The organism is Curtobacterium sp. BRD11 (assembly GCF_031844345.1).
In the GTDB taxonomy this organism is placed as follows: domain Bacteria; phylum Actinomycetota; class Actinomycetes; order Actinomycetales; family Microbacteriaceae; genus Curtobacterium.
In genome coordinates this window covers 206,260-223,044 of the sequence record NZ_JAUZUZ010000003.1, presented here as the reverse complement: position 1 = coordinate 223,044, position 16,785 = coordinate 206,260, and the positions used below count along the sequence as shown (strand labels likewise).

13 protein-coding genes and 1 riboswitch are annotated in these 16,785 nt (G+C 73.3%); of the genes, 9 read left to right on the top strand and 4 right to left on the bottom strand.

Annotated features, from left to right (window positions below; all coding sequences use genetic code 11):
* Positions 1-211: 211 nt before the first annotated feature.
* From Q9R28_RS08965 to Q9R28_RS08950, 4 genes are all read left to right on the top strand, one after another.
* Complete coding sequence (locus Q9R28_RS08965) at positions 212-1,060, top strand: DUF4397 domain-containing protein (RefSeq protein WP_311205921.1); 849 nt, start codon at positions 212-214, stop codon at positions 1,058-1,060.
* Between the two features lie 131 nt (positions 1,061-1,191).
* Entirely contained in the window at positions 1,192-2,343 is a 1,152-nt protein-coding gene (locus Q9R28_RS08960; protein WP_311205920.1) for a glycosyl hydrolase family 8, read from the top strand.
* A complete protein-coding gene (locus Q9R28_RS08955) occupies positions 2,340-3,053 on the top strand; it encodes a class F sortase (RefSeq protein WP_066653002.1) in 714 nt (237 codons plus the stop codon). Before Q9R28_RS08960 ends, Q9R28_RS08955 begins: the two co-directional genes overlap by 4 nt.
* Positions 3,054-3,098: 45 nt before the next feature.
* Positions 3,099-3,893: a polyprenol monophosphomannose synthase gene (locus Q9R28_RS08950; protein WP_200884134.1), complete on the top strand. Its 795-nt coding sequence runs from the start codon at positions 3,099-3,101 to the stop codon at positions 3,891-3,893.
* 166 nt (positions 3,894-4,059) lie between these two features.
* On the opposite strand, the gene treZ is transcribed toward Q9R28_RS08950, so the two are convergent.
* From treZ to glgX, 3 genes are read right to left on the bottom strand one after another with little or no spacing between them, the layout of a single operon-like run.
* Positions 4,060-5,814, bottom strand: coding sequence for a malto-oligosyltrehalose trehalohydrolase (gene treZ / locus Q9R28_RS08945; RefSeq protein WP_066653008.1), 1,755 nt, complete (start codon positions 5,812-5,814; stop codon positions 4,060-4,062).
* The gene (gene treY, locus Q9R28_RS08940; protein ID WP_311205919.1) at positions 5,811-8,258 is read right to left on the bottom strand and encodes a malto-oligosyltrehalose synthase; all 2,448 of its coding nucleotides are present in this window, start codon (positions 8,256-8,258) and stop codon (positions 5,811-5,813) included. The genes treZ and treY overlap by 4 nt, the downstream gene beginning before the upstream one ends.
* Positions 8,255-10,654 carry a glycogen debranching protein GlgX gene (gene glgX / locus Q9R28_RS08935; RefSeq protein WP_311205918.1) on the bottom strand — a complete coding sequence of 800 codons (2,400 nt, stop codon included), beginning with the start codon at positions 10,652-10,654 and terminating at the stop codon, positions 8,255-8,257. Before glgX ends, treY begins: the two co-directional genes overlap by 4 nt.
* Before the next feature lie 129 nt (positions 10,655-10,783).
* On the opposite strand from glgX, the gene Q9R28_RS08930 reads away from it, so the two are divergent.
* The 5 genes from Q9R28_RS08930 (at position 10,784) to Q9R28_RS08910 (ending at position 15,269) form a co-directional block, all read left to right on the top strand.
* Positions 10,784-11,104, top strand: coding sequence for a hypothetical protein (locus tag Q9R28_RS08930; RefSeq protein WP_058727630.1), 321 nt, complete (start codon positions 10,784-10,786; stop codon positions 11,102-11,104).
* 78 nt (positions 11,105-11,182) lie between these two features.
* A riboswitch (TPP riboswitch) is annotated at positions 11,183-11,294 on the top strand.
* The gene (locus Q9R28_RS08925; RefSeq protein ID WP_209683523.1) at positions 11,290-12,039 is read left to right on the top strand and encodes an ECF transporter S component; all 750 of its coding nucleotides are present in this window, start codon (positions 11,290-11,292) and stop codon (positions 12,037-12,039) included. It overlaps the preceding riboswitch by 5 nt.
* Positions 12,040-12,044: 5 nt before the next feature.
* Positions 12,045-13,832, top strand: coding sequence for an ATP-binding cassette domain-containing protein (locus Q9R28_RS08920; RefSeq protein WP_311205917.1), 1,788 nt, complete (start codon positions 12,045-12,047; stop codon positions 13,830-13,832).
* The gene (locus tag Q9R28_RS08915) at positions 13,829-14,635 is read left to right on the top strand and encodes an energy-coupling factor transporter transmembrane protein EcfT (protein WP_066653024.1); all 807 of its coding nucleotides are present in this window, start codon (positions 13,829-13,831) and stop codon (positions 14,633-14,635) included. The genes Q9R28_RS08920 and Q9R28_RS08915 overlap by 4 nt, the downstream gene beginning before the upstream one ends.
* Entirely contained in the window at positions 14,628-15,269 is a 642-nt protein-coding gene (locus Q9R28_RS08910; protein ID WP_311205916.1) for an ATP-binding protein, read from the top strand. Before Q9R28_RS08915 ends, Q9R28_RS08910 begins: the two co-directional genes overlap by 8 nt.
* Before the next feature lie 69 nt (positions 15,270-15,338).
* On the opposite strand, the gene Q9R28_RS08905 is transcribed toward Q9R28_RS08910, so the two are convergent.
* Positions 15,339-16,730 (bottom strand): MFS transporter, encoded by a 1,392-nt coding sequence (locus Q9R28_RS08905; protein WP_311205915.1) that lies wholly within the window; start codon positions 16,728-16,730, stop codon positions 15,339-15,341.
* Between the last annotated feature and the right edge of the window lie 55 nt (positions 16,731-16,785).

The following is a 16,785-nucleotide window of genomic DNA, read 5'->3' as shown; positions in this document are numbered from 1 at the left end:
CCGACCCCGGCCCCGTCGTGAGCGGGCGGAACCGGTAGCCGAACCGGCAGCCCCGAGCAGGATCCGCCCGCTCGCGCACCGCCACCGGCCACCAGCCCCGCTCCCCACCTCCACCCCCCCACACGCTGCCCAGCCCCACGCTCCCCAGCACCAGCACCAGCACCAGCCCCAGCACCAGCACCAGCACCACCCGAACCGAAGGAGCACCACGATGCACGCACGCACCTCCGCGCCCACCGCCTCGCGCCGCACCACCCGCCGCCCGGTCGTCGTCGCCGGGATCGCCGCAGCCGTCGTCGCCGCCACCGTCGGCCTCGCCGCACCGCAGACCGCCTCGGCCGCGACCGGCTCCGACGAGGGCTGGCTCCGCGTCGGCCACCTCTCCCCGGACACCAAGGGCGTCGACGTCGAGCTGACCAGCCTGTCCGGCGGCAAGACGGTGTTCGAGCTCGACGACGTCACGTACGGCCAGGTCAGCCCCTACCAGGAGCTCCCCGTCGGCACCTACGTCCTCTCGATGCGCGCTGCCGACGCCCCCGACTCCACCCCGGTGATCTCGACCGACGTCCAGGTCCAGCAGGGCGACGCGAACACCGTCGTCGCCTACGGCAAGAACGACGACCTGCAGACCAAGGCGTTCACCGACGACCTGCAGCAGCCCGGTGACGGCAAGGCCAAGCTCCGTCTCGTCCAGGCCGCGACCACGGCGAAGGAGGTCGACGTCAGCACGACCGACGGCACCGCCATCGCCGAGGACGCCTCCTTCGGCACGGCCACCCGGTACGCGACGGTCGGCGCCGGCAAGTGGTCGCTCGACGTCTCCGGCAGCGGCCAGCGCGGGACCGCCGAGGTCGACCTCGCCGGCAACACCGTCTCGACGCTCTTCGTCCTCGACGACAGCAAGGGCGACCTGACCGTCGTGCCCGTCACCGACGCGGCCGCCACGGCAACGACCCCGTCCGGTGGGGTCCAGACCGGTGGTGGCGGCGCAGCCGCCGACCGCCCCGTCACCGAGTTCACGCACGCGATCGTCGCGGCGTTCCGCTCGCTGTTCCACTGACCGACGGGCAGCCGACGGGTCGCGTGACCCGTCGGGCCCGGCCTGGAGGCGCGGATCACCGCAGCCCGAGCGCCCACCTGGTGCGCGCCTCCCGTCCGACCGTCCCCGACCACCCCGGAAGAGGTGCCGGCATGACCCGCAGGACCTGGATCCCCATCACCGCCGCAGCGGCGGTCGTCGTCGCCGTCGGCGTCGCCCTCGTCGCCGTCCGTCCGTGGAGCGACGCCGTGCCGCAGGCAGGAGCGACCTCGAGCGTGACCTCGTCGCCCGCCCCGGACGTCGACCGCAGCGCCGCCGAGCTGCGGCAGGACTTCCTCGACGACTACGTGCAGGACGGCCGGGTCGTCCGCACCGACCAGGGCGGCGACACCGTCAGCGAGGGGCAGGCCTACGGTCTGCTCATCGCCTACGCGGACGACGACCGTGCGACCTTCGGCGACATCTGGTCGTGGACGAAGCGGCACCTGGTGACCGACGACGACCTGCTCGCGTGGCGGTGGACCCCGGAGGACGGGGTCGTCGACGGCCAGTCCGCGAGCGATGCCGACCTCGACGCCGCCCGGGCACTCGTGCTCGCCGGCGACCGGTGGGGCGACGAACGGTACACCGCCGCGGGCAGGGCGATGGCGTCGGCGATCCTCGAGCACGAGACCGCGGAGACCGACCTCGGGACGATCCTGCTGCCGGGGCCGTGGGCGGACACAGAGCCGTACCGGTACGACGCGTCCTACGCGTCACCCGCCGCGTTCCGGGTGCTGGAACGGGCGACCGGCGACCGCCGCTGGGCGGAGCTCACCGAGGGTTCCCGTGCGGTGACCGCCGCCGTGCTCGACGTCAGCGACCTGCCGAGCGACTGGTCCCAGGTGCACGCCGACGGCACGGTCGAACCGATGCCCGCGAACGGCGACCAGGGCAGCGTCGTCTACGGGTGGGACGCGATGCGGCTGCCGCTGCGCTACGCCGAGGCGTGCTCGGCCGAGGACCGCACGCTCGCCGGGTCGATCGCGCCGACCCTGCGCCGGAGCACCGAGCTCGCAGCCCAGCTCGACCTGGGCGGCACGGCCGTGACCGGGGACACCAGCGCGCTCGCCTACGCCGCACGGGCAGCGGCCGAGCACGCGGCCGGTTCGTCGGCGGCGGCGTCGGCCGACCTGCGGCGGATGGACCGGACCTCGGCGACCACCCCGACCTACTACGGCGACGCGTGGGCAGCGCTCGGCGCGACCATGCTCACGTCCGACGTCCTCGGTGGCTGCGCGACCGACGCGGGAGGCGCCTCGTGACCGGGCGTCGGACCGCGACCGGACCGAGCCGGTGGTGGTCCGGCCGCCCCGGCGTGATCGTCGGTGGAGCGGTGGCGGCGGTCCTCGTCGGCGGCGGCATCGCCGGGGTGGCCGTCGCCACCACGGGGACCGACGCCGCGGGGACCCGGACGGCGGCGACCAGCAGCCCGTCCGCGAGGACGGACCCGGGTGCGGCGGCGAACGGCTCCGGGGCCGGCGACACGTCGGGCTTCCAGGACCCCGCTGCCCCGGCGGCACGCTCGACCGCCACGCCGGTGCGGGTGGAGATCCCGGCGATCGGTGTGTCCTCGGGCCTCGAGGACCTCGGCCGTGGTGCCGCTGGGGAGCTCGACCCGCCGGAGGACTGGGACAGCGCGGGCTGGTTCGCCGACGGCATCGTGCCGGGGCAGGTCGGGCCGGCCGTGATCGCCGGGCACGTCGACAGCCCGACGAGCGCCGCCGTCTTCTTCCGGCTCGACGAACTCGTGGCCGGGGACGAGATCCACGTGGCGATGTCCGACGGCACGACCCGCACCTTCACGGTCGACCGTTCGGAGCGCGCCGCGAAGTCGGCCTTCCCGACGAGTGACGTGTACGGCAGCGCACCGACCCCGCAGCTCCGGCTGATCACGTGCGACGGTACGTTCGACACCGCGACCGGGCACTACACGGACAATCTGATCGTGTTCGCAGACCTGACGTCGGGCTGACGCAGGGCGACCCGATACCCTTCGATGCGAACCGCGAGGAGCACCATGAGCACGTCCCTGGTCATCATCCCGACCTACGACGAGGCGGAGAACGTCCGCCCGATCGTCGCCCGCACCCTGGCCGCGACCGACGACAGCGTCCACGTGCTCGTCGTCGACGACAACTCCCCGGACGGCACCGGCGACATCGCGGACGAGATCGCGCGTGAGACCGACCGGGTCCACGTGATGCACCGGACGGTGAAGGACGGCCTCGGCGGCGCGTACCTCGCGGGGTTCGCCTGGGGCCTCGAGCACGGCTACGACAAGCTCGTCGAGATGGACGCGGACGGCTCGCACCACCCGGAGTACCTCCCGTGGATGCTCGAGCTCGCCGACTCGAACGACCTCGTGCTCGGCTCCCGCTGGATCAAGGGTGGCGAGGTCGAGAACTGGCCGTGGTACCGCGAACTGCTGTCCCGCGGCGGGAACCTCTACACGCGGATGGCGCTCGGCATCGCGGTGCGTGACGCGACCGGCGGCTTCCGGGTGTTCACGTCGAAGGCGTTCGAGCGGATCGACCTGGCCGGGGTCGCGTCGAAGGGGTACTGCTTCCAGGTCGACCTGTGCTGGCGTGCGCTCGAGGCCGGGTTGCGGGTCGTCGAGACGCCGATCACCTTCACCGAGCGCGAGTTCGGGGTCTCGAAGATGAGCGGCAACATCGTCCGCGAGAGCCTGACGCTCGTGACGAAGTGGGGCATCGACCGGCGGGTGCGCGAGGTGCGCTCCGTCGTGAAGGACCACCGCCGACTGCCCTCGGTGCGCAAGAACGCGCACGCGGTCGGAGACCAGTCCGCCTGACCCGCAACGGCCCGGGACCGGTGCCGGTGACGGCCCGGTACCGGTAGCGGTTCTGCCGCGCCGTGCCCGGCCGGTGTCGTGGCTGCTCTGGTCCGCGGAAGCAACAGTCCCCCGTGGGAGTTCCACGGGGGACTGTCGCTCTCGCAGATCGGTCAGGGTGCGTCCGTCAGCGCAGGACCACCACGCCGCGCGACGCGAACCGGACCACACCGGCGTCGACGCTCGCCTCACCGAAGCGGTAGAGCTCCTCACCGGTCGCGTCCGGGACGGACACCTCGGCAGCGTCGTCGGCGAAGTTCACCACGACGTGCACCGGCGCCGCGTCGGGCCCGAGCAGACCGCGGGTCAGCACGAGCCAGCGGTCGTCCCCGTCGAAGCGGACGGCGTTCGCCTCGTAGCGGTGGTCGACGAAGGCCTGCTCGGTGCGGCGCAGCGCGACGAGCACGCGGTAGGCCCGGAGGATCCGCGCACCCCGCTCCGAGGTGACGTCGGCCCAGTCGAGCTTCGAGTTCGAGAACGTCGTCGGGTCCTGCGGGTCCGGGACGACCGATTCGTCCCAACCGTGCTCCGCGAACTCGGCGATCCGACCCTTCGCCGTGATCTCGCCCAGCGCCTTCTCCGGGTGGGAGGTGAAGAACTGCCACGGCGTGGTCGCGGCGAACTCCTCGCCCATGAACAGCATCGGCGTGAACGGGCCGAGCAGCGTCAGCGCCGCGGCGATGACGAGCGACTCGTCGTCGAGTGACGCCGCGAGCCGGTCGCCCGCGGCGCGGTTGCCGATCTGGTCGTGGTTCTGGTTCGCGACGACCAGCGCCGTCGCGGGCGACGTCCCGCGGTCGATCGGTCGACCGTGCCGCTTCCCGCGGAACGACGACCAGGTGCCGTCGTGGAAGAACCCGTGCTCCAGGACCTTCGCCAGCGCCGAGAGCGGTGCGAAGTCGGCGTAGTAGCCGTTCGTCTCGCCGGTGAGCGCCACGTGGACGGCGTGGTGGAAGTCGTCCGACCACTGTCCGGTCAGGCCGTACCCGGAGGCCTCCTGCGGACGGAACATGACCGGGTCGTTGAGGTCCGACTCGGCGATGAGCGAGAGCGGGCGCCCGACGAACTCCGAGTACGACTCGGTCTCGGAGGCCATGACCTGCAGCACGTGCGGGCGCGTGGTGTCCCGGATCGCGTGCACCGCGTCGAGCCGGAGTCCGTCGACGTGGTGGTCGCGGAACCACATCCGCACGTTGTCCAGCACGTACCGCCGGACCTCGGGGTGCTCGACGTTGACCGAGTCGCCCCAGGTGTTCCCGAGCCCCTGCAGCAGGTACGGACCGTACAGCGGCAGGTAGTTCCCGCTCGGGCCGAGGTGGTTGTAGACGACGTCCTGGATGACCCCGAGGCCCAGCGCGTGGGCGGTGTCGACGAAGCGGTCGTAGGCGTCGGGACCGCCGTAGGGGTGGTGCACGGCGAACCAGCCGACCCCGTCGTAGCCCCAGTTCCACTCGCCGTTGACGGCGTTGACGGGGAGCAGCTCGACGAACTCCACGCCGAGCTCGACGAGGTGGTCGAGCTTCGCGGCCGCAGCGTCGAGGGTGCCCTCGGGCGTGTAGGTGCCGATGTGCATCTCGTAGATCACACCGCCGCGGGCGGGACGGCCCGTCCAGGCCTCGTCCGTCCACGCGAAGCGCTCCGGGTCGACGACCTCGGACGTGCCGTGCACCCCGTCCGGCTGGTACCGGCTGCGGGGGTCCGGACGGACGTCCTCGTCGTCGTCGATGCGGAAGCCGTAGCGGGCACCGACCACGGGAGCGACCTCGTCGGTGCTCCACCAGTCGTCGTCACCGCGGGTCAGGGCGTACTCGACGTCGTCGACGACCAGGCGCACGCGCTCGGGGTTCGGCGCCCAGACGGCGTAGCGGGCGGGAACGGTCATGCGTGACCCTCCAGGATCTCGATCTCGGCCTGCTGGTCGGAGACGGCGGTGCCGTCCGACCCGGAGGCCGCGGGGGTGGTCGTCGACGTGGACGAGGAGGCAGCGGCCGCCCCGGCGTCGGCGAGGTCGGCGGGCACGAGGAGCGCAACCGGCAGGTCCGTGAGCAGCTCGGCGAGCGCGATGCCGCGGGACGCGGGGAACCGTCGACCGGTGAGCAGGTCGACCCGGTCGAGCGGCACCGGGTGCACCAGGGTGTCGCCCCAGCCCCCGACCCGCTCGAGTCCGACGGGCAGGCGTGTCGCGACGGTCACGGCACCGCCACGGTCGAACGCCAGGACGTGGTCGGCGGCGCTGCCCGTGGCCTCGAGCCCCAGGTAGCGGGTGAACAGCTCGGGGTGGTCGCGGCGCAGGCGCAGGGCCCGGCTGACGACGAGGGTCTTCACGGCACCGTCGAGTCCGACGGCCGGCAGCCGCTCGGGGCCGTCGTCCTCGGGGCCGTCGAGCCCGGCGAGCACGTGCCGGAGCTCGGCGTAGTCGACCGGTCGGCGGTTGTCGGGGTCGACGAGCGACCGGTCCCAGCCCTCGGTGCCCTGGTAGACGTCCGGCACGCCGGGCATCGTCAGCTGCACGAGCTTCTGGGCCAGCCCGTTCGACCACCCGGCAGCGTTGATGACCTGGTCGAGCTCGTCGAGCACGGCCACGACCTGCGGATCGTCGAACGACGCGTCGACGAGCGCGTGCATCTGCTCCTCGAACGCCTCGTCCGGCTCGGTCCACGTCGTGCTGTCGCCGGCCTCGCGCGACGCCTTCTCGGCGTAGGCGTGCAGGCGATCGCGGCTCGCAGGACGTGCACCGACGATGGCCTGCCACAACAGGTCCGCCATCACGGCGTCGTCGAGCGGGGCCAGGGATCGCAGCCGCGCGAGCGCGTCGGCCCACTCGGAGCCGAGCTCGGCGAGCACGCTGATGCGCGCACGGGTGTCCTCGCTGCGCTTCGTGTCGTGCGTGGTGAGCGTCGTCATGGTGTGCGGCCAGCTGCCCTGGCGGTCGCGCTGGGCCTGGTGGAAGTCCTCCACCGAGACGGCGAACAGGCTCGGGTCTGCGCCGACCTCGCTCAGGGTGGTCAGGCGCGACGTGCGGTAGAACGCGGTGTCCTCGACGCCCTTCGCCATCACCATGCCCGACGTCTGCTGCAGCCGGACGGCCGCGGCGTGACCGGGGTCGACGAGCGCCGGTGCGATGCGGTCGATCACGTCGTCGAGGTCCGGGCGGGCCTCGGCGGCGCGTTCGAGGGCGTCGATGAGGTGGTGGACGCCCTCGGGCAGGTACGTCCGGTAGACCTCGAAGGACGCGACGATCTCGGCGACGGCGTCGACGACGCGGTCCTCGGGCACGTCGGGTGCCACGGGGGCGAGGAGCCGTGCGAGCCGGCGGACCTCGCTGCCGAGGATGCCGTCGGCGATCCCGCGCCGGGTGTCGTGCGTGAGCTGCTGCCAGTCGGCGGGCTCGGCACCGGACGCGGCGGTGAGCGCCGGTTCACCCGCGGGGTCGACGAAGACACGGTCTACCACGGCGAGGGCGTCGTAGCCGGTGGTGCCGTCGACCGGCCACGACGACGGGAGCTGCTCGCCGGGCTCGAGGATCTTCTCGACGAGCGTGTACGCGCCGCCGGTGAGGTCGTGCAGGTCCTGCAGGTACCCGGCGGGGTCGTACAGGCCGTCCGGGTGGTCGATGCGCAGGCCGTCCACGAGCCCGTCGCGGAACCAGCCGCCGATCGTCGCGTGGGAGGAGGCGAACACCTCGGGCTCCTCGACGCGGATCGCCGCGAGGGTGTTGACCGCGAAGAAGCGACGGTAGTTGAGGTCGTGGTCCGCGCGCTTCCAGTGCACGAACTCGTAGTGCTGACGGGCGTGCACGGCTGCGACGTCGTCACCGTCCTGCACGGTGCCCTCGGCCGTCGGGTAGGCGGTCTCGCCGACGTACAGCCGGCCGTCCCGCAGCTCGACCGCGCCGAGCAGCCGGTCGTCGAGCACCGGGATGCGGATGCGCCCGTCCCCGGCCTGCCAGTCCACGTCGAAGGCCCACGCGACGGGGGAGCCCTGTCCGGACTCGAGCAGGGACCACCACCACGGGTTCGCCTCGGGGGTGGCGACGCCGACGTGGTTCGGCACGATGTCGACGAGGACGCCCAGCCCGGCACCGTGCGCGGCCTCGGCGAGGGCTCGGAGCGCGGCGTCGCCGCCGCGCTCGGTGTCGACGTGCGAGTGGTCGACGACGTCGTAGCCGTGCTGCGACCCGGGCTCGGCCTGCAGCACGGGGGAGAGGTAGACCCAGTCGGCACCGAGGGTGCGGATGTGGTCGACCACGCCCTGGGCGGCGTCGAGGTCGAAGTCTGCGGTGACCTGCAGCCGGTAGGTGGACGTGGGGACGCGGCGAGCGCTCACGCGGTGGCTCCTGTGGGATCGGGTTCGGGTTCGGTGTCAAGGGAGTCGGGGTCGGCGTCGGTCTCGCTGACCGGGTCCGTTGCGGACGTGCCCCCGGCCGACGCCGTGAGCTGTTCCGCCCCGGACGGAGCAGCGTCGGACGGTTCCGCGCCGGACGGTGCAGCGTCGGACGGTTCCGCCCCGGTCGGTTCCGGGTCGGTGGCGGACGCCGCCGTCGACGCCGCGGGGTTGGTCGGGGTTGACTGCCGCCCGCCCTCGACCGACTCCACCTGCGTGGTGGTGACCTCGTGGTCGGGCTCGGCGCGGAGCACGATCATCGAGCGCGCCGGCACGTCGAGCGGGGTCCCGGCGTCGAGGACCGTCTCGCGGGCGCCGGGTTCGGCCGTGTCGATCCGGACGGTCCACCCGGGCGAGTACTCCTCGGGCGGCAGGGTGAAGGTCACGACGTCGTCGTGTGCGTTGTAGTACGTCAGGAACGCCACGTCGGTCACACGTTCGCCCCAGCGGTCGCGGCCGCGGATGCCCTCGCCGTTCAGGTACATGCCGACGCTCTTGCCGAAGCCGGAGTCCCAGTCCTCGGGGTCCATCGCGTCGCCGGACGGGGTCAGCCACACGACGTCGGGCAGTGGCTCGCCCTCGCCCCGGCGCACCGGACGACCGTTGAAGTACCGGGTGCGGCGGAAGGTCGGGTGGTCGTGCCGGAGCTTCACGACGTCGGCGGTGAACTGCACGAGTTCGTCGTCGGCGTGCTCCCAGTCGATCCAGCTGATCGCGGAGTCCTGCGCGTACACGTTGTTGTTGCCGTGCTGGGTGCGGCCGAGCTCGTCGCCGTGGGCGATCATCGGCACGCCCTGGCTGAGCAGCAGGGTGGCGAGGAAGTTCCGCCGGCGCTGCAGTCGGAGCGCGGCGACCTCCGGGTCGTCCGTCGGCCCCTCGACGCCCGAGTTCCACGACCGGTTGTGGCTCTCGCCGTCGTTGTTGTCCTCGCCGTTGGCGTCGTTGTGCTTCTCGTTGTACGCGACCAGGTCGTACAGCGTGAAGCCGTCGTGGGCGGTGATGAAGTTGATGCTCGCCTTGGGCGTCCGGCCGTCGTGCTCGTACAGGTCGGCCGACCCGGAGATGCGCGAGGCGAACTCGCCGAGCGTCGAGGGCTCGCCCCGCCAGAAGTCACGCACGGTGTCGCGGTACTTGCCGTTCCACTCGGACCACTGCGGCGGGAAGTTGCCGACCTGGTACCCGCCGGGCCCGACGTCCCACGGCTCGGCGATGAGCTTGACCTGGGACACGATCGGGTCCTGCTGGACCAGTTCGAAGAAGGCCGCGAGCCGGTCGACCTCGTAGAACTCGCGGGCCAGGGCCGCGGCGAGGTCGAAGCGGAACCCGTCGACGTGCATCTCGGTGACCCAGTACCGCAGCGAGTCCATGATGAGCTGCAGCGAGTGCGGGTGCCCGACGTTGAGCGAGTTCCCGGTGCCCGTGGTGTCCATGTAGTACCGCTTGTCGTCCTCGACCAGGCGGTAGTACGCCGCGTTGTCGATGCCGCGGAAGGACAGCGTCGGCCCGAGGTGGTTGCCCTCTGCCGTGTGGTTGTAGACGACGTCGAGGACGACCTCGATGCCGGCACGGTGGAGCTCGCGCACCATCGCCTTGAACTCCTGCACCTGCTGCCCGCGGTCGCCGGACGACGAGTAGTGCGAGTGCGGCGCGAAGAAGCCGATCGTGTTGTAGCCCCAGTAGTTCGACAGCCCCTTCTCCTGCAGCGTGGAGTCGTTGACGAACTGGTGCACCGGCATGAGCTCGAGCGTCGTGATCCCCAGGCGCTTGAGGTGCTCGATGACCGCCGGGTGCGCGACACCGGCGTAGGTGCCCCGTTGCTCCTCGGGCACGTCGGGGTGCGTCTCGGTGAGGCCCTTGACGTGCGCCTCGTAGATCACCGTCTCGCCGTAGGGGACCCGGGGAGCCCGGTCACCCTGCCAGTCGAAGAACGGGTTGATGACGACGCCCTTCATCATGTGGGACGCCGAGTCCTGGTCGTCGGTCGAGTCCGGGTCGCCGAACGTGTACGAGAACAGCGCCTGGTCCCAGTCGATGTCCCCGCTGGTCGCCTTGGCGTACGGGTCGAGGAGCAGCTTGTGCGGGTTGCCGCGCAGTCCGTTCGCCGGGTCGTACGGGGCGTGCACGCGGAAGCCGTACTCCTGCCCCGGGGCGACGTTCGGCAGGTAGGCGTGCCAGACGTGTGCGTCCACCTCGACCAGGTCGACGCACTCCTCGTTCCCCGCGTCGTCGAAGAGGCACAGTTCCACGCGGTCGGCGACCTCGCTGAACAGGGCGAAGTTCGTGCCGCTGCCGTCGTAGGTCGCCCCGAGGGGGTACGGGTTGCCGGGCCAGGTGTGCAAACAGTCCTCCAGGTGTGGGTTCCGCCACGGTATCGGCGCGGGCCGTCCGCGTCCGCAGACAAGCCCCAGGGGTGGACGGCCGCCGGTGCTCGCCGGCCTGTGGAGGAACCGCCGAGTAGCCTCGCGCGCATGGCCAACATCGTGAGTCAGATCGCAGACAAGGTGCGCCCCGTGGGCGTCTCGACCAACTACGGCGAACCGGTCGAGGTCGGGGACCAGACCCTCATCCCGGTGTCCATCGGCTGGTTCGGCTTCGGCGCCGGCGGGGACGACGAGAACGGCGGCGGCGGTGGCGGCGGGGCGTCGATCCCCGTCGGTGCCTACGTGCGTCGCCCGGGGCAGGACCTGCAGTTCGAGCCGAACCTGATCTCGCTGCTCGCGGTGAGCATCCCCACCATCTGGGTGACCGGCAAGGCCCTGAGCAAGGTGATCCGCGCCCTCAAGAAGTGACCCACCGGACGGGAGGCCCGTGGCGACGCCGCCACGGGCCTCCCGTCCGTCACGCGGTCGCGACCGCGTCTAGACTGCTGCCACACACACGGGAGTCCGGGACCGCCGGGCTGAGAGGGAGCGAACGGCGCTCCGACCGTCGAACCTGATCCGGGTCATGCCGGCGCAGGGAGGAGTCAGCAACCATGCCTGCAACCACGCAGTCCGCAGCACCGTCCACCACCGTCAGGCGCTCGTTGCGCTGGCGGGTCGTCGACATCGTCGTCGCGAGCGTCCTCGCCGTCGCGATCGGTGTCGTCTTCAAGCTCTGGGAGTTCGGCTACGAGCCGATCAGCGCCGTCGCCGCCCTGGTCCTCCCCGGCACCCAGGCACTCTTCGGCGGGGTCTGGCTGCTCGCCGGGCCGCTCGTCGCCATCGTCGTCCGGAAGCCCGGGGCCGCACTCTACGCCGAGATGGTCGCCGCCAGCGTCGAGGCACTGCTCGGCACCCAGTGGGGGTGGCTGACGCTCGAGGCCGGTCTCGTGCAGGGCCTCGGGGCCGAGGTCGTGCTCGCACTGTTCCTCTACCGGGCCTACCGGCTGCCGGTCGTCGTGCTCGCCGGTGCCGCCGCGGGGCTCGCCCTCGGCATCAACGACACGGTGCTCTGGTACCCGGGGCTCGACGCGGCGTTCAAGACCGTCTACGTCGTGTCCGCGGTGGTGTCCGGCGCCGTGATCGCCGGGCTCGGTTCGTGGCTGCTCGTGCGGGCGCTCGCCGCGACCGGCGTGCTGTCCTCGTTCGCCGCAGGGCGTGAGCACGCCCGACGGACGCACGCGACGACCCCGCAGGACTCGTCCGCCCCGACCGGCGCGACCGTTCCGCTCGACGGCGCGCAGTCCGGCACCGCGACGCCTGCTGCCGAGCAGGCCGAGCGCGGGTCCCGCGCCGCTCGGTGACGGCCGTGTCGTCCTCGGGGGCGGCGCGGATCGCCTTCCGTGACTGGGGCTGGCGGTACGCCGGGCGCGACGCGTGGGCGGTGCGCGGTCTCGACCTCGTCGTCGAGCCGGGTGAGCGCGTCGCGGTCGTCGGCCCCTCGGGCGCCGGCAAGTCGACGGTGCTCCGCGCGGTCGCAGCGGTGCTGGCGGACGAGCCGGACCCCGACGACGACACCGCCGCAGCCGTGCAGGGCTCGGTCCTGGTCGACGGCGCCGACCCCCGCGCGGTCCGCGGGCGCGTCGGCCTCGTCATGCAGGACCCCGAGGCCCACACGGTGATGTCGCGCATCGGCGACGACGTGGCCTTCGGGTGCGAGAACACCGGCGTCCCGCGGGCCGAGACGTGGGAACGCGTCCGGCACGCGCTCGGGGTCGTCGGCCTCGACCTGCCGCTCGACCGGTCGACGAGCCGGCTCTCCGGCGGGCAGCGGCAGCGTCTGGCGCTCGCGGGCGTGCTCGCGATGCGCCCCGGCGTGCTCGTGCTCGACGAACCGTGCGCGAACCTCGACCCCGAGGGCGTGGCGCAGGTCCACGACGCCGTGCGGGCGCTGCTCGACACCAGCGGTGCGACGATGCTCGTGGTCGAGCACCGGATCGGCACCTGGCTCGACCTGGTCGATCGACTCGTGCTCCTCGAACCCGGGGGCGGGGTCGTCGCGGACGGGACCCCCGCGTCGGTGCTCGCCGAGCACGGTCCGGCGCTGACGGCGGCCGGCGTGTGGGTGCCCGGTGCCGAGCCGGCGCGGGGATCGTCCCGGGCCGGCGGCGGACGTCCGGTCGCGCCGTCGACCGGTGCCGGCCGTCCGGTCGCGCCGTCGACCGAGCGAGCGGGCGGATCAGCACCGGGAGCGCCGGTGGCCGGGGGCGCCTTCCGCCCGCGCGACGAGGACACGGCGCTGCTCGAGGCGCGGGGACTCGCGACCGCGCGCGGGGGCATCCTCGGACGTGCCGGCGGGACCCGTGTCGGCAGCGGCATCGACCTCGGGATCCGTCGCGGTCGGGTCCTCGCGGTCACCGGTCCGAACGGCGTCGGCAAGTCGACGCTCGGCCTCACCCTCGCCGGGCTCCTGCGGCCGTCCGGAGGGACACTCCTCGCGACGCCCGACCTGGCCGGGGAGGCCGGTGACGCGCCGATCCGGTGGACGAGCCGGCAGCTCGCGGCCCGGATCGGGTCGGTGTTCCAGGACCCCGGACACCAGTTCGTGGCGCGCAGTGTCCGCGAGGAGCTCGGTGCCGGACCGCGCGCGCTCGGGATGTCGGACGCCGACGCGCGGGTGGAGGAACTCCTCGACGCGTTCGGGCTCCGGCACCTCGCCGACGCCAACCCCTTCACGCTGTCCGGCGGTGAGCAGCGGCGGCTCGCGATCGGTGCCGTCGTCGCCTCGCGGCCGCCCGTGGTCGTGCTGGACGAACCCACCTCGGGCCAGGACCGTGCGACCTGGCAGGCCGTGGTCGACCTGCTCGGGGCGCTGGCGGACGCGGGGACGGCGCTCGTCGTGGTGACGCACGACCGTGACCTCGTCCGTGCGCTCGACGCCGACGAGGTCGTGCTCGCCGCCGACGGTGCGAGGGCCGTGCCGCCGGCCGGAACCGCCGTGCCGCCGGCCGGAACCGCCGTGCCGCCGGCCGGAACCGCCGTCCCGCCGGACGGACGCGGTGACCCCTCGGCCGGACCCGGCGCTCCGTCGGCCGGACCGGACGCCCCGTCGACCGGACCCGGCGGACCCCGACCGACCACGGAGGTGCACCGGTGACCACCCCGACGACCCGCGCCGGTGCGGGCGGTCGAGCCGAGCCTCCCGGCCGGACGCGTCGCGGTGTCGCCGGCGTCCAACCCGTCGCCGCGATGCTCGGCGTGCTCGCACTCGGCCTGTGCCTCGTGACGAGTCTCGACGTCGTCTCCGCGGCCGTCGCGCTCGCGCTGGAGCTGCTGCTCCTCCCGGTGCTCCGGATCCCGCCGCGGACCCTGTTGCTGCGGGCGTCACCGGTGCTCGTCGCCGTGCCCCTGACGGCGCTGAGCATCGCGCTGTACGGGCGGCCCTCCGGGCGGGAGTGGTTCGACCTCGGCTTCGTCCACGTCACCGACGGGTCGCTGACGCTCGCGCTGGCGACCGCGCTGCGGGTCCTCGCGGTCGGGCTACCGGCCGTCGTGCTCTTCGTCGGGGTCGACCCGACCGACCTGGCCGACGGGCTCGCACAGCTGCTGCGGCTGCCGGCCCGCTTCGTGCTCGGGGCCCTGGCCGCGGTGCGGATGACGACCCTGCTCGGCGAGGACTGGCGCCAGCTCGCCAGGGCACGCCGCGCACGGGGGCTCGCCGACCACGGGCGACTGCGGCGCGGAGCGTCGATGGCCTTCGCGCTGCTCGTGCTCGCACTCCGCCGGGCGACCACGCTGGCGGTGGCGATGGAGTCGCGCGGCTTCGGCGCTCCCGGTCCCCGGACGTGGGCGCGGCAGGCGCGGTTCGCGGGACCGGAGTGGGCGATGGTCGCCGTGCTGGTGGGGATCGGTGTCGCGTCGATCGGGGTGGCCGTGGCTGCGGGGACGTGGCGTGCCTGAGCGCGCGCGGCCGGACGCGACCGCCTCGGGTGCGGTCGCCGGGGGAGCGGTGCCGGATGTGACGGCCCGGGGTGCGCGGCCGGACGCGACCGCCGGGGGAGCGGCACCGGATGCGGCGCTCGTCGAGGGGATCGCCGCGGCCGCGGTCGGCGCTGCTGCCGCCACCGGTCGACGGCTCGTCGTGCTGGTCGACGGGCGCTCGGGCACCGGGAAGACCACGCTGGGCGACGCCGTGGCGGCACGGCTCGGCGCACGGGTCGTGCACCTCGACGACGTCTACCCCGGGTGGGACGGCCTGCGCGCGGCCGCCGACGCGGTCGTGTCCGACGTGCTCGGGACGCCGTCGGGGTACCGGCGCTGGGACTGGGAGCGGTCCGAGCCGGCGGAGTGGGTGTCGATCGAGTCGCACGAGCCGCTGGTGGTCGAGGGGTGCGGGGCGCTCTCCCGGCGGTCCGCCCCGAACGCGACCCTCCGGGTGTGGCTCGAGGCGGACGACGACGTCCGACGCGACCGGGCGATCGGCCGCGACGGCGAGGTGTTCGCCCGCGAGTGGGAGCGCTGGGCTGCCCAGGAGCGCGCCTTCATCGCCGCCGAGGCGCCCGCGGAGCTCGCGGACCTGGTGCTCAGGACGTAGTCGGTGTGGTCGCCGGTGAGACCCGGGCTGACCGACGTCCCTCGCGGCCCGGAGCCCGAGCCCCGTCGCTCAGCCCGAGACTGGCCCACCGGCACCGGCACCGGCACCGGCACCGGCCGCCCGGGCGTCCGCCCGCCGCGCGTCGCGCACCGGGTCGACCGCGAACACCGCGGCCACGACCGACAGCACCGCGTACACGCCGAGGTACGCGCACAGGATCCACGGCGAGCCCCCGCCCACCTCGACGAACACCGCCGCGAGCAACGGCGTCAGCCCCACCGAGAAGATCGACCCGATCTGGTACCCGAGGCTCATCCCCGAGTAGCGCCGCCCGGTCGGGAACTGCTCCGCGAACCACGCCGCCTGCGGACCGTAGATGCTGTCGTGGAACACGCTCATGCCGATCAACGCCACGAGCGGCAGCAGCACCAGGGGCCCGGCGTCGAGGAACGCGAAGAACGGCCAGATCAGCACGCCGATCCCGATCGCCGACCCGATCGCGAGCGGCCGGCGCCCGACCCGGTCGGACAGCCACCCCCAGAACGGCGTCGACACGAGCGACACCGCCGAGATCACGAGCACCGCCTGGAGCCCGGCCGCCGAGCCCTCCTCGCCGCGCTTCGCCCCGAGGTACGTCAGCGAGTACGTCGTCAGGATCGAGTAGAGCGCCGGCTGGACGAGCCGCAGCCCTGCGGTGACGAGGATCGACCGCGGGTGCCGACGGACCGCCTGCCACACCGGGAACCGCTCGACACCGCCGGACGCGCGCAGCGCCTGGAACACCGGGGCGTCCTGCACGCCGAGCCGGATGACGAGTCCGACCGCGACGATGACCGCGGAGAACAGGAACGGCAGGCGCCACCCCCAGGCCAGGAACGCCTCGTTGCCGAGCAGGGTCCGTACGAGCGTGAATACCCCGGTCGCCAGCAGCATGCCGCCCGCGGACCCCATCTGCGTGAACGCCCCGAACAGTCCCCGGTGCCGCGTCGGCGCGTGCTCGACCGACAGCAGCGCCGACCCGCCCCACTCCGCTCCGGCTGCGACGCCCTGGAGCAGTCGCAGCACCACGAGTGCGACCACCGCACCGACCCCGATCGTCGCCGCCGAGGGGATCACCCCGATGAGCGTCGACGCGATGCCCATCAGCACCAGGGACGCCACGAGCAGCTTCTTCCGCCCGATCCGGTCGCCCAGGTGCCCGGCCACGATGCCGCCGAGCGGCCGCGCGACGAAGCCGACACCGTAGGTCGCGAAGGACGCGATCACACCGACGGCCGGCGTGACGGACGGGAAGAACGTCGGGGCGAACACGAGCGCCGAGGCCGTCGCGTACAGGTAGAAGTCGTAGTACTCGACGGTCGTCCCGACGAACGACGCGAGCGCGACGCGACGTCGGGTCGCGTTCGTGGACGGAGACGGGGGACGGACGGGAGGCGCGGCTGCGGTCGTCTGGGTCGGCATGCCTCAGGAGCATGGTCGCCGCCCGGCCGCCGCGGAACCGCGCCCGTAACGCGAG